Consider the following 13,354-nt stretch of genomic DNA (forward strand, 5'->3'; position numbering starts at 1 on the left):
ATTACAGAAAAGCATGTAAAAAATGATATGAATTATGAAAGGAACCGTGATGAAAAGAACTTTAACTATTTTTATGTTAACTATAATACTTTTAATAAGCTTTAGTTCATGCTCTAAAAAGGATAACTCATTTCCTGCAAACGGTGTATTAATTATTGGAGATGAAAATAATATTTCACCAATTATTAATCGTTATCAGGAAATTACGAAAGAAAATGAAGTGTTTTCTGTGAAAAAAGGTGAAGTCGGAAATGGACATGTATTAATTTTAAATGAATCTACAGCACTAGCACTGATTAAAGAAAAAATTTTTCATAAACGAGGTAATGGCTCCAATTATATTTTAGATACGTTACCAAAATTCCCAAAAGAAGGATCACTATTGTTTACAAATGAAGACGAAAAGACTATGAAAAGTATTAAAATAGAAGGAAATGAGATTCCTGTTACATACGATAGTGACACTTGGATAGGAAACACTCGTAAATATCCAACGCAATCGTATGTGATTGTAGCAAAAAATAGCGTATATAAGGAAATAAAAGCAAATGAAACGAAAATGCACCTTCTTCAATTAAAGAGATCTTTAGGCGATGAAAGACCTAAAATGTCGACAGATAATACAATGGTTAATGAAAATGTCAAAGTAAAAAAACTAATTAAAGGTTTGGAAGGAGAAGTATCTTTTCAATTTGTAACGATTGGCGAAAAACCTTAAAAAAGAGTTCGGAGTTGATAAAAATTTCATCAGCTTCGAACTCTTTTTAGTCTATAGACAAATCAATTACTATGCTTTACATTACTTCATTTAATCGAGTCTCGTTTGTTTCCTCAATCCCATTTGAATTTTGAACTGAATTATTTTGGGCTTCTTTTTCTTTACGAGCCTTTTGTAGCATTTCAAGGATGATCCATAAGGGAACACCTTTATCCTTTAACATCTTCCATAAATCTAATTCATTAAATTTATGCTCAGGCTGTTTCATTTCTTTTTCAGATGAACGAATATCAAACTTGATAGGATCATTTATTTTCTTACTTTCAAGTTTAGTAGAAGAGATAGTATTATGCTCAAGAGTAGATGGAGTTATTTTAGTAGGTTGAGATAATGTATGAATATTTGATCCGATTTGCATGCTTTTTCCTCCTTTTCAAGCAATGAGATTAGTTTTCTTATGGTTTTTAAATCTTTTTAACATGAGGCAACTATATCTAATTATAAATTCAAATAAACAGATTTACAAGTTGTATTGTAAAAAGTAAATATTTACTTGAATTAATATTTATCAACATTTGTATATGTTTTCTATATATACAACGTATATAAAATACTTTACATTATGTTTAAGTTGTTAAAGTATTCTGTTATTTTTTAAAAAAGAAACATGTAAACGTTTTATTAGGGGGAGGAAGTATGGGGAAGTTATTTTTAAAAATATGTTTTTTCGCATTAGTGACCGTATGTTCATTCGCAGCAAAAATATCATACGCTGAAGAGAGGCAACAAAATAATTATCCTATCATATTGGTGAATGGATTTGCTGGATGGGGTAGAGAAGAAATGCTTGGCGTAAAATATTGGGGTGGTGTTCATGATATACAGGAAGATTTGAAACGCAATGGTTATACGGTACATACCGCAGCTGTTGGACCTGTTTCTAGTAACTGGGATCGTGCATGTGAATTGTATGCACAAATTAGCGGTGGGACAGTAGACTATGGTGCAGTACATGCTGAGAAACATGGACATAATCGTTTTGGCAGAACTTATAGTGGTTTTGCGCCGAATTGGAGTGAAACAAATAAAGTTCATTTAGTTGGACATAGCATGGGTGGACAAACGATTAGAACATTAGTACAGCTATTAAAAGAAGGTAGTTTTGAAGAAAAGAATTATGTAAAAAATCACCCAGACACCAAAATATCACCACTATTTGAAGGCGGAAAATCATATGTTCATAGTGTTACAACATTAGCAACCCCTCACAACGGTACAACACTTGCGGATGGTAGTCTTCTACTGCCGTTCGTTAAAGATTTACTCATTACAGCTGCAAGCTTTGGAGGAAACAATAATTTATCATTATATGATTTTAAATTGGATCAATGGGGTATAAAGAAAAATGCTGGAGAGTCCTTTTTCCAATATAGTAATCGTATTCTAAATAGTTCACTTTGGAAAAATACAAAAGATATAAGTCAATGGGATTTAAGTACAGATGGTGCAAAGGAGTTAAATAATTGGGTAAAGACGCAACCGGATGTGTATTACTTATCTTATAGTGGGCATGCATCACAAGCAGCACCTATAACAGGTTTACATTTACCGCATATTACGATGAATAAAGTGTTGATGGGGAATGCATTTTTCTTAGGTTCTTATGCTAGATATGAAGAAAACCGTCCGTTAGTTGATACTTCTTGGTGGCAAAATGATGGTGTAGTAAATACGAATTCTATGATTGCACCATCTTCTAATGTTGCTGTAAATAATAATGGGTCATTACAGATTGGAAAATGGAATCATATCGAAACGAAAGCGAATTGGGATCATCTCGATATGGTAGGATTAAGTGTTTCAGACTCATTAGGTTTTTCTAGCATTCAAGAGTTTTATAGAACAATTGCTGAAAAGCTATCACGTTTACCGAAATAGGTAATAATAAAGCGCTCTCGATGGAATTCGAGAGCGCTTTATATTATATTGAAAGAGGGATTTGGTAGAAAAATATGGGGGGATATTATGAAAATTCAAGTTGTATTATCAGGATACGGAACAGTAGGCAGAGAGTTTATAAAATTATTAAATGAAAAATATTCATATATATATGAAACATATGGGATTCAATTAGTTGTAAGTGGCGTATTAGGGAGAAATATTGCAATACATAATGAAGACGGCTTATCACTTCATCATTTATTGATGTATGGTGGCGGTACCGCTGCAATTGAAAAATATTTAGAGTATCATCCGAAGGAACGTGCAACAACTAGCATAAGTGGCACTGTATTGGTAGAATCAACAGTTACAAATCTTAAAGATGGAAATCCAGGAAGACAATATATGAAACAAGCGATTGAGAAACAGATGGATATAGTAGCAATTTCTAAAGGGGCGCTCGTTACAAACTGGAGAGAAATAAATGAAGCAGCAAGAGGCGCAAATGTACGAATTCGATATAGCGGTGCAACAGCCGCTGCATTACCGACCCTAGATATCGGACAATTTAGTTTAGCCGGTTGCAGTATTGAAAAAATAGAAGGAATATTAAATGGAACAACTAATTATATTCTTACGAAAATGTATGAGGAAGATATGACATTTGAAGAAGCATTGAAAGAAGGACAAGATAAAGGAATTGCTGAGACAAACCCTATATTAGATATAAGTGGTTCAGATAGTGCGTGTAAATTGTTACTTTTGACAAACAGCTTAATGGAAACAGAGAAAACACTTACTGATATACATATAAAAGGAATCGAGCATGTTACAAAACAGCAAATTAGAAATGCTAAGGAACAACATAAAATTATTAAATTAATAGCATCAATATATAAGGATGAGGGTGGCAATGTCAATTTAAATGTTGAACCGTGCGAAATAGAGAAAGATCATCCGTTAGCAAAAGTAAATGGGACCGAAAAAGGAATTACGTTCTTTACAGATACGATGGGACAAGTTACTACAATTGGTGGGGCTTCTAATCCACGAGGCGCTGCAGCTGCAGCTTTAAAAGATGTGATTAACTTATATCGAAAAGATTTGTAAGACCGTACCGCCCTTTATAAAAAATACATATGTCGTGGACCTTTTGAGAATGAAATAAATATGAAAAAATGATTGCAGGGGGTAAGGAATTGTTTAAGGATTTTAAAGTAGTTAAAGATCGTCCCGTTTATATTCAATTGAAAGATTATTTGAAGAAGATGATTATGAAAGGGCATTTGCTCGGGGATCAAAAAATCCCATCAACAAGGGAACTAAGTGAATTACTAAGTGTGAGTAGAAACACTGTACTCGCTGCTTATGCAGATTTAGAACAAGAAGGACTCATTTATGCAGTTAAAGGAAAAGGGAACTTTGTTGCGAAGGTGGATATATCTAACACTTCGTCTGTTGAAATAAATTGGAAAAATAAACTTAATACAGTGACCGCATTAGCGGATGAATTAGATTTAATGAAACATGGTGTTCGTTGGGAAAAGGGAATGATTGTCTTTAATAGTATAGCCCCGGATGAGAAGCTATTTGATGTTGAAAATTTCAAAAGAGCTTTTCTTACTCGTATGTCCATTGAAGGAGACATCGTATTGAACTACGGATATGCAAAGGGATATAGACCGTTAATGAATTATTTACTTCATTACATGGAAATGAAAGGTGTAGACATTTCGAATAAAGATATTCTAATTACAAATGGATTTACAGAAGGATTGGATATTGTACTCTCTTCTTTATCAAAAAAATCTGGTCGTGTCATTTGTGAGAATCCAACTCACCACGCTGCACTAAAGCTGTTCCGTTTACATGGACTTGAAGTTCATGGGATTGATATGCATGAGGATGGTATTGATACGAATGAAGTTGAAAAAAGTTTGCGTGAAAAAGATTTTGATTTTGCTTATTTAATTCCTTCTTATCATAATCCAACCGGTATTGTTACGAGTTCAGAGAAAAGAACGGAATTGATGAGGTTATTCTCAAAATACAACGTTCCTATTATAGAGGACGGATTTAATGAAGAATTACGTTATTCAGGTTCACATTTAGCTCCATTATTAACTTTTGCGGGAGCTGGCAATAATGTGATTTATATTAGTAGCTTTTCAAAGGTGCTTTTCCCTGGTTTACGTGTAGGCTGGATTATTGCAGATAAAGAGCTGATTCATTATTTAGAAAGCGTAAAAAGAGCAAGAACGATTCACACATCTACGCTAGATCAAGCTGTTCTGTTTCAATATTTACATGAGGGATATTTTGAGAAATATTTAAAAAAGGCAAGATCTGTTTATAAGAAAAAATATGAGTTAGCTGTCGGGGCATGTAACCAGTACATTCATTTCAAAAGAATGACTGGAGATGGTGGACTTCATTTATTTATAGAACTAGAAGAGCATATGAATGCCCGCACACTTTTACAAAAGTGTTATGAGAAAGGCGTTACGTTTTCACCTGGAGATGTTTTTTACTCTGATGGAGAAGGAGCGAACACTTTCCGATTAGGGTTTTCGCGCTTGAAAGAAGAAGAAATAGTTCGGGGAATTAAAATAATTGGTGATACATTAAAAAATGAAATTTGGAGTTGAGAAAATGAAAATCGGTGTTATTATGGGCGGGGTATCGTCTGAAAAACAAGTTTCAATTATGACGGGGAATGAAATGATTGCTCATTTAGATAAAAATAAGTATGAAATAGTTCCAATTACATTAAATGAAAAAGTGGATTTAATTGAAAAAGCGAAAGACATTGACTTTGCGTTGCTCGCGTTACACGGAAAATACGGAGAAGATGGGACAGTTCAAGGAACACTGGAGAGTTTAGGGATTCCTTATAGCGGAAGTAATATGTTATCTAGCAGTATATGTATGGATAAAAATATTTCGAAAAAGATTTTACGTTATGAAGGTGTAGAAACACCAGATTGGATTGAACTTACAAAAATGGAGGATCTAAATCTTGATGAGTTAGATAAGTTAGGATTTCCATTAGTAGTAAAACCAAACTCTGGCGGATCGAGTGTCGGAGTGAAAATCGTTTATAATAAAAATGAATTGATCTCAATGCTAGAAACTGTATTCGAATGGGATTCTGAAGTAGTAATTGAGAAGTATATAAAAGGTGATGAAATTACATGTTCAATTCTGGATGGAAAACAGTTACCTATAGTTTCAATTCGACATGCAGCCGAGTTCTTTGACTACAATGCAAAATATGATGATACTAGTACAGTTGAGGAAGTTATCGAACTTCCAGCAGAAATTAATGAACGTGTAAATAAAGCGTCACTTGCTTGTTATAAAGCATTAAAATGTAGTGTTTATGCAAGAGTTGATATGATGGTGAAGGACGGAATTCCATATGTAATGGAAATTAATACATTACCAGGGATGACACAATCAAGTTTATTGCCAAAAAGTGCAGAAGCGGCGGGAATTAGTTATAGCGAACTATTAGATATGATTATTGAAACATCATTAAAAGTTAGAAAAGAAGAAGGGTTTTAAGGGAATTATATAACTAATTTTTTGACAGTTTCACGAAGTATGCTATGATGAATACATTATAAAAACAAAATATTTATCCACTAGGGGGGCCTTTTATAGGCTGAGATCAAATGTGATTTTGAGACTCTTAGTACCTGATCTGGTTCATGCCAGCGTAGGGAAGTGGGAAAGACGTTGCTATTTAATGAGTAAATAAATACTGTCGATTTCACTTTCTTTACGCCTGTAAAGAAAGTTTTTTTATTTTAAAGCTTTAATAATTGTGGATAAATATCTATATTTTATATATTATTGGAGGGATTTAAATGACTTTTTCACAATCGTTACGTAAAGAAGTAGATTCAATTTGGGAAGCGAGTTTTAACCATCCTTTTGTAAAAAAACTTGGTGAAGGAACGTTAGATTTAGCTAGTTTTCGTTATTATGTGCTTCAAGATTCATATTATTTGAGCCATTTTGCTAGAGTACAAACTTTAGGAGCTGCGAAAGCTCTTGAATTAGAGACGACAGCTCGTATGGCACATCATGCTCAAAATACATATGAGGCAGAGTTATCTTTACATGAGAATTTTGCTAAAAAGCTAGGGATAACGAAAGAAGAAAAAGATAATTTTATTCCTGCGCCAACTGCATATGCGTATACTTCACATATGTATCGTGCTGCGTACGAAGGACATTTAGGCGATATCATTGCAGCAATTTTACCTTGCTATTGGTTGTATTATGAAATTGGCGAACGCTTAAAAGAGTGCCAGCCGGAAGAGCAAATTTATAACGAATGGATTTCTGCTTATGGATCTGATTGGTTCCGTACGCTAGTTGAAGAACAAATTACACGTTTAGATACTATCGCTGAAAAAGTAACAGAGGCAGATCGCAAACGTATGAAACAGCATTTTATTATTAGCAGTCAATATGAATATTCATTTTGGGAAATGGCTTATACATTAGAAAAGTGGCCAGTGGATACAGACGTAAAAGACGTAATTGGATAAAGAATAGAAGTAATGTTATAGCTAGGTATGGATCATACCTAGCTATATATTTTTTCTTGTCAAATTTGCGTAAAGTCATTAGTGCTACGGAAATGGCGAAATAGAATATCGATAATTTAGCTCATTTACTTGTCTACGCATTAACTGGATAAACTTCTGTCACATTTATTTTACAATCAAAGAACGTAAATGTTGGTGGTATGAAGTTAAATAAGAAAAGAAACCCGAGCTGTTAGCTGTAACGGAGTTGTTTTTTCTTTGCAGGAATTTCTAAATTATCATGGAGTGTTGTTAATACGATATGCAAATATGCATATCGTATTTTTTTGAGTTCTTTATGTGTTAAAATTAGATATAGAGATATAAAAATATAAAGAAGCAAAAGCAGGAATATCCAATGAATTTTGAGAGGTGTTATATGTTTACAAATAAGAAATTAATTCGATTTGGTTTATCGTTGTTTGTATTTTTAGGGATAATTAATTTTACAATCAGCTATTTCCAAACATATCTTGAAACAGCAGCAGATATTAAATGGGTAATTCCAGAAATTTGGAAAACTATTTTGCTAGATGTTCCTCAAGGTATACTTGTTCTTTTAGGCGCAATTGCTTTATATGATTTCACAAAAGAGGCATCACAAAAAGACGCATCAATCTAAGTGTGTCTTTTTTAATTAACAATTTCATAGAGAGCTTTGCTGGAGAAATAGAATGAAAAGCCCTAATTAGGGCTTTTTTTGTTGGAATTTCTTAACCGTCATAAAAACTGGTCACTTGGAGGTGTTATAGCGAAAGCCATTTACAGTACAGAAAAATCTAAGCAGCAGACGGAAATATATAGGATATGGATCATAATTATTGAAAAATTAATTGAACTTAGTAAGTATGAAGATATGACGCTAGAATTCATATTTTTTAATTTTTATTTATCCCGCTATTTGCCGGGCAGTAAGCCCCCCACCTCAAAATTCAGCGGAAGCAAAGAAGTTAGGTAGGGGATGAACAAAACCCCACTGATTAAAGTTTCACTTTATAAAAATGAGCCCATAGTAAAAATAGGTATATGAACAAGGTGCATCATCTAGTGATAAGTCATACTTTGTTGGTGTACGTATTGAACTTAGTTTATAGTATCGTGTGCTACTTCTACTTAGATTTAACGAACAGAAATATAGGAAAGCGTCGAAAGGTTTAAAGTTAATAAACGGAGGTCATGAAAATGAATCAGTTTCAACAAGAACTACAAGCGTTAAGCCTTAATGATTACCAGTCTGGAAATGTTGTGTATTGGGACCAGCAAAACCAATATCCATATTACTATATTGAAGATGCTGCTCGCCGCTGTGGTGGTTGTGGTCGCTGTGGCGGTTGTGGTCGTTGTGGCGGTTGTGCAGGTCGCTGTGGTGGATTTCGTTGTTTTGGTTGCTTCGGTTGTTTTGGTTGTTTTAGTTGTGGCGGTTGTGGAAGCTGTGGTAGTTGCTCTAATTGTTTTAATGGTACTTCTGATGCTATTGTAATATATGAATATTGACTACGAATATTCATATAAAATATTAGCTTTATATATGTACATGTCGACAAAGAATATAGCACCATCGCTAGTGGATATATTCAATCATTCAAGTAAAAGAGTAACTCGTACCTTACTCTTTGTTCATATAGTATAGGATTGTTAGCGGAAATCCAAGACTCTTTATATTGAGAAATCAAGAAGAATCATCTTAAAGAGTCTTATCTTTTTTTCATACATTAAAGAGAAGCTAGCAAAAGCTAACTACTCGACCCTGGGCATGAAGGGAATAAGAAACTGTACTTTTTTTATAGACAGAATATTTCGTTTTGTTGAAGAGGTGGATATTCGTATTTTTCAATAAACGAAACTATCTATGTAATATTTAAAAGTTTATAAGAGTGAAACGAGGTATAGGTGGTATGGATAAAAAGAATACTAGGGTTGTTAGGGTTTTTATAGCAAGTCCATTTTTTAATGATGAACAACTTAACAGGGTAAAAAGACTAGAAAATGCGCTTAGTAACAATCCTTTTGTTGCAGATATTTTTTCAGCCAGGTTTTATCAACATGAACATTTAACTTTTGGATCTATGGAGTGGAGAACTGCAGTTTTTCATAATGATTTAAAATATTTAAGAAGAGCGGATGTAGTAGTGGTAATTCATGACTTTGTGAATGGATGTGTAGATAGTGGTACGGCTTTTGAAATTGGTTATGCATATGTATTTCAAAAGCCTATTATTTTGATAAAAGAAAAAGAAAGCATACCTAATCTTATGTTAGTCGAAAGCTTACATGCCTATCTGACAAATGTAGAAGATATTGCCACGTATGATTTCATTAATATGCCACGTATTCCATATAAAGGGCCACTGGAGTAAATTGAAGCAGCATAACATTCCTTTTTGTATAGCGCTTTACCTCAACGAATTTCATTTCATTCCCTTTGTAAAGGATAATATCTTTTCCACCATCATTAGAACCAGAAGTAACCTGAACTTTATAACCAAGAGAGCAAAAGAAGTCGGCTACAAAGTATTGAAATTCTCTTGGATCCATTACTTCTAAATGACTTCGCAAAATATTCCTACCTCTTTATAAAAAAGTACTAGATTTTTCTGTTATTTTTTCGCTTGTATAGGCAAACTCCTTCTTTCTAGATTATATACCTTTATCAAGACCACGAGGAATACCGAGTGGAATCAAGGTCATCAAGAGGGAAGAGCGCGCGTATGCGTTGGCAATATTCACATTTGAATGAAACACCTTACCTGTATCCATCAAAAGAATTAAGTATAAGGGTTCTAGTGGAAAAAAGAAACAAATGCAATTGTGGATCACATGGAAAGACATGAGGTTTTCAATAATCGTGAGTATAAAGGTTATTACCGTTTATCAAACGATATAATGGATGATTTATATGAGGATGAAGTGTTTGATTGGGGAGATGTCATCAATGAGTATCAGCCGGTTATGACTTCTAAGGGGTTACAACTTATTCGAAAAGAGGGATTCAAATGACAATCGTAGGTGAAGCGGTAGTGGTATGGACGGCAACTAGCTTGTCAGTAATTACGATGAAGGTCGCAGAAAAAATAGAGAAGAGTGTTCCACGTTAGCTTCCACGTATGACTATGTACACAACGCTAACAGGCTCGTTCTTGTATATTCTACGTTATGTGCTTTTCGTGTTTCTATAAGGGAATACCGATATGGAATTGTAGGACATTTACTGGTATTTGATATAGAACATGTATGGGAGTCTTCCGAAAATAAGGGATATATACCCTTATAAAGGGTATATGGGGAGTTGATAAAATGCTTGAATTACTACTCGTTCCAGCTGCAGGTTTAACAGTTGCCAGTGAAAACAGAAGCGAAAAAAATAATAGGATAGTGAAAAGAGGTATTGACCATACATATTATGTATGGTCAATACCTCTTTTATAATTTTTTGTAAAATTATTGTAAATCACAAATACAATACGTAACTAATATTGTATAATCTGAATGTAATACATTTATGATTTATAAGGGGGATATGTATGAAAATTTCTTTTAACTTTTATCAGAGTCATGTCATTAATATATAAGTCGGATAAGCGGTATTTGCTTCTCTTTTAAATAATTAAATTATGTGATGATACTTTAGTTTTTTGAGATCAAGAAAAATGAAGAAAGGAAGTAATCATTTTATGGAAAAATTAAAGTTGTTAACATTTGAAAATATAGTAGAGCCCCTTTTAAATGAAAAGGTATCATTTATATACTTTCCTATTGAATGGCTGGACATCGTAGAGATACATTATAAGACGTTTTTATTAACGAGTAAGTTGAAACGTTTGAATGAAAGATTATATGATATGTTTTCGGATATATTGTTTATTCAGCATAATCCGTACGTATTAAATGAAAATATACCATGGATTGTATCAAAAGAACCTATTAAACAAGAGCAACTCGATTATATTTTTCAAAGTTGGTATGAGATTATTCATGATTGGAAGCCAAATAGATTAGTAGAACTACCAAAATATGAATGGCAATCCGATTTGATTTCTAATTTGCCAGTACTACATGATAATGAAACGTATTCTAAGTGGGTACCCGCTTTAATCTCACATATTTTTTGTGAGCGTCCTATATATTTAGAAAATACAAATGAAGAAGAAATCTATTTTTCTCCTCTTAGATCACAAAATATTTGTGAGGCGATGTCAGAGCCGATAAAAGATGAAAAAACACAAGATTTTTTCTCCTATGTATATCGATTCCAATGCATAACCCGCGGTGGTGAGAACGCTCCATTATTAAATATTTCAATAGGGATTCGGAGATTTTATCAAGAATATAATCATCCAGATATTCCTTTACTTTTAAGACGGAAACGAGGCATGATATTGATTTCTACCTCAGAGTTTGCGTCAAATAATAAAAAAATACGGTTTGTAAAACTAAAAATACAACAAGCTACAACCGGTATGAAATGGATTAAAATATTTAGAAATTTAAAAGATGATTTTCAAATAGGGGGAGAGGTGGATTTAGACCATATTCTCCAATATCCGAAAGATTATATTGTAGGGGAAAATAAAAGGGTGTTATTTCCATACAATGAGAGAATTTATAAAGTTCAAGGTACTAAAATAGAACCGGGTATAAAAGTAAAGGAAAGAGAGTATTTATTTAAAGAATTTCAGCGTAAATTCTCTTATTTCACAATACTTCCAGAATGTAAAAATGTAGCAACAAATAACAAAAATGAATTATTCCCTTTATTTGCACCAAAAGGATTAGAGACATTAACATTAGAGGTTTGGTCTGAAAATATAGTGCTGGAAATAGAACAAGCATTACTTGATAGTGAAATTATTTTGACTAAAGTTGGTGAAAATACTTACGTATTGAATACAGATTTTCCAGTGTTATTAAAGGTTGTGAGATACAATATTGAAAAGGTGTTACAAAATCCATATAAAATGCAATATTGCCAAAAATATAAAACAAATCTTGTAGATGATGTTACGAAAGCTGTCTATGCTACCGCGGGCGAGCGCAGTGATGCGACATTAGCATTAATCGCATTGAAAAATTGTGATGGACGAGAAAAAATTGATCCAAAACAAATCATTAGAGAGGGATTTGCACGAGCAAACCGTATTTCAACATTTATTAATTTATTTATAGGCCAAAGTGTATCGCGTAAAACAATTGTAAATAGTGTTTTTAGTTTATTAGAGCAAAAAGGATTTTTGAAGCGTAGTTGGAATAAGATAAATTTACCTTGTATATATGTTAATTTATCAATTGAACGAATATCGAAATTTGATTTCTTACCTATTCTTTCAAAAATAAAAGGAAAAGAAATTTTATATAAATTATATGGGAATACAGAATGGCAAACGATTGATTACGTATTATTAAATATAAATAAACATAATGCATTTTTACCACAACCATCAAAGAGAAATGATATGGGAGCTCTTTTTAAACAATATGTTTCCGAAACATTAATGGAAATTGTACAATATGCAAAAGAACAAAATGAACAAGTTTATTTCATTGTAGATGCAAATTTGAGAAGGTATTGGATAAAAGAGTTACAAAATAAAGAAATTAATACAGATATTTTACCTGATATTGTTCCAGAGGTGTTAAAGGTTCCAAATTTAAATATTATTAGAATAAATACAGGTTTTGATGTACCAAGTTACGGTTTAATAGAATGTGATGATGCTGTAGATAGCATTGGCTTATATGCAGATCAAAAAGGGATGTATTATAGCACTGGTGAATATTCCCTTAATTGTAGTGGGATTTTTCAGCGATATATACTTGAAATTCTACCATTAGGTGTAAAACCTGTAGAAAGGGATTATATCGCTAAAATGATACATTACATGTGCTGTAATTCTAGTATGCTTTCGAAAAAGAATGTACACATGACATATTCCATGCATATGGAAAAGGTAATAAAGAGTTATATTACTGACATAGATGCAAGAGAGTTTAAAGAATTTGATGATGAATTGGATGTAGATGTAGTAAAAGTAGAAAAGAAAGATTCAATTATTCTACTTTAAATACTAGTAAACAAATCCTGCTCGTTATATCGATC

General features: G+C 32.8%; 12 protein-coding genes, 3 pseudogenes and 1 riboswitch. Of the genes and pseudogenes, 13 read left to right on the forward strand and 2 right to left on the reverse strand.

The genetic code is table 11. From position 1 onward, the window contains the following. The first annotated feature begins 49 nt into the window (after positions 1 to 49). Positions 50 to 718: a lipoprotein BA_5634 family protein gene (locus HMPREF2590_RS13835; protein WP_000831684.1), complete on the forward strand. Its 669-nt coding sequence runs from the start codon at positions 50 to 52 to the stop codon at positions 716 to 718. A 76-nt stretch (positions 719 to 794) separates the two neighbouring features. On the opposite strand, the gene HMPREF2590_RS13840 is transcribed toward HMPREF2590_RS13835, so the two are convergent. Further along, positions 795 to 1,136, reverse strand: coding sequence for a DUF3914 domain-containing protein (locus HMPREF2590_RS13840; RefSeq protein WP_001165516.1), 342 nt, complete (start codon positions 1,134 to 1,136; stop codon positions 795 to 797). Between the two features lie 278 nt (positions 1,137 to 1,414). On the opposite strand from HMPREF2590_RS13840, the gene HMPREF2590_RS13845 reads away from it, so the two are divergent. The 8 genes from HMPREF2590_RS13845 to HMPREF2590_RS13885 all read left to right on the forward strand — a co-directional run bounded on the left by HMPREF2590_RS13845 (position 1,415) and on the right by HMPREF2590_RS13885 (position 9,617). Next, a complete protein-coding gene (locus HMPREF2590_RS13845; RefSeq protein WP_000517069.1) occupies positions 1,415 to 2,656 on the forward strand; it encodes an esterase/lipase family protein in 1,242 nt (413 codons plus the stop codon). Between the two features lie 87 nt (positions 2,657 to 2,743). Further along, positions 2,744 to 3,769 carry a homoserine dehydrogenase gene (locus HMPREF2590_RS13850; protein WP_000701768.1) on the forward strand — a complete coding sequence of 342 codons (1,026 nt, stop codon included), beginning with the start codon at positions 2,744 to 2,746 and terminating at the stop codon, positions 3,767 to 3,769. A gap of 89 nt (positions 3,770 to 3,858) precedes the next feature. Next, positions 3,859 to 5,307: a MocR-like pyridoxine biosynthesis transcription factor PdxR gene (pdxR, locus tag HMPREF2590_RS13855; protein WP_000471629.1), complete on the forward strand. Its 1,449-nt coding sequence runs from the start codon at positions 3,859 to 3,861 to the stop codon at positions 5,305 to 5,307. 4 nt (positions 5,308 to 5,311) lie between these two features. Beyond that, positions 5,312 to 6,226 carry a D-alanine--D-alanine ligase gene (locus tag HMPREF2590_RS13860; RefSeq protein WP_002063153.1) on the forward strand — a complete coding sequence of 305 codons (915 nt, stop codon included), beginning with the start codon at positions 5,312 to 5,314 and terminating at the stop codon, positions 6,224 to 6,226. Between the two features lie 72 nt (positions 6,227 to 6,298). Then, a riboswitch (TPP riboswitch) is annotated at positions 6,299 to 6,404 on the forward strand. Between the two features lie 127 nt (positions 6,405 to 6,531). Beyond that, positions 6,532 to 7,221 carry a thiaminase II gene (tenA, locus tag HMPREF2590_RS13865; RefSeq protein ID WP_000144513.1) on the forward strand — a complete coding sequence of 230 codons (690 nt, stop codon included), beginning with the start codon at positions 6,532 to 6,534 and terminating at the stop codon, positions 7,219 to 7,221. A gap of 397 nt (positions 7,222 to 7,618) precedes the next feature. Beyond that, the gene (locus tag HMPREF2590_RS13870; protein ID WP_002082716.1) at positions 7,619 to 7,882 is read left to right on the forward strand and encodes a DUF3937 domain-containing protein; all 264 of its coding nucleotides are present in this window, start codon (positions 7,619 to 7,621) and stop codon (positions 7,880 to 7,882) included. A 554-nt stretch (positions 7,883 to 8,436) separates the two neighbouring features. Further along, a complete protein-coding gene (locus tag HMPREF2590_RS13880; RefSeq protein WP_002006106.1) occupies positions 8,437 to 8,754 on the forward strand; it encodes a heterocycloanthracin/sonorensin family bacteriocin in 318 nt (105 codons plus the stop codon). A gap of 401 nt (positions 8,755 to 9,155) precedes the next feature. Then, positions 9,156 to 9,617 carry a nucleoside 2-deoxyribosyltransferase gene (locus HMPREF2590_RS13885; protein WP_000358744.1) on the forward strand — a complete coding sequence of 154 codons (462 nt, stop codon included), beginning with the start codon at positions 9,156 to 9,158 and terminating at the stop codon, positions 9,615 to 9,617. 13 nt (positions 9,618 to 9,630) lie between these two features. On the opposite strand, the pseudogene HMPREF2590_RS28945 reads toward HMPREF2590_RS13885, so the two are convergent. After that, positions 9,631 to 9,813: pseudogene (locus tag HMPREF2590_RS28945) on the reverse strand (restriction endonuclease); the annotation flags it as partial. Positions 9,814 to 9,968: 155 nt separating this feature from the next. Between HMPREF2590_RS28945 and HMPREF2590_RS30760 the strand changes: the two are divergent. The 4 genes and pseudogenes from HMPREF2590_RS30760 to HMPREF2590_RS13895 all read left to right on the forward strand — a co-directional run bounded on the left by HMPREF2590_RS30760 (position 9,969) and on the right by HMPREF2590_RS13895 (position 13,319). Then, a pseudogene (locus HMPREF2590_RS30760) lies at positions 9,969 to 10,257 on the forward strand (hypothetical protein). Further along, positions 10,254 to 10,436 (forward strand): annotated as a pseudogene (locus tag HMPREF2590_RS30555) (hypothetical protein). The pseudogenes HMPREF2590_RS30760 and HMPREF2590_RS30555 overlap by 4 nt, the downstream one beginning before the upstream one ends. A 118-nt stretch (positions 10,437 to 10,554) precedes the next feature. Further along, on the forward strand, positions 10,555 to 10,686 hold the full coding sequence (locus tag HMPREF2590_RS30765) for a hypothetical protein (protein WP_000891530.1): 132 nt from the start codon (positions 10,555 to 10,557) through the stop codon (positions 10,684 to 10,686). 245 nt (positions 10,687 to 10,931) lie between these two features. Then, complete coding sequence (locus HMPREF2590_RS13895) at positions 10,932 to 13,319, forward strand: RNaseH domain-containing protein (protein WP_003312170.1); 2,388 nt, start codon at positions 10,932 to 10,934, stop codon at positions 13,317 to 13,319. Positions 13,320 to 13,354 lie beyond the last annotated feature (35 nt).

This window comes from Bacillus sp. HMSC036E02 (genome assembly GCF_001836235.1).
In the GTDB taxonomy this organism is placed as follows: domain Bacteria; phylum Bacillota; class Bacilli; order Bacillales; family Bacillaceae_G; genus Bacillus_A; species Bacillus_A cereus.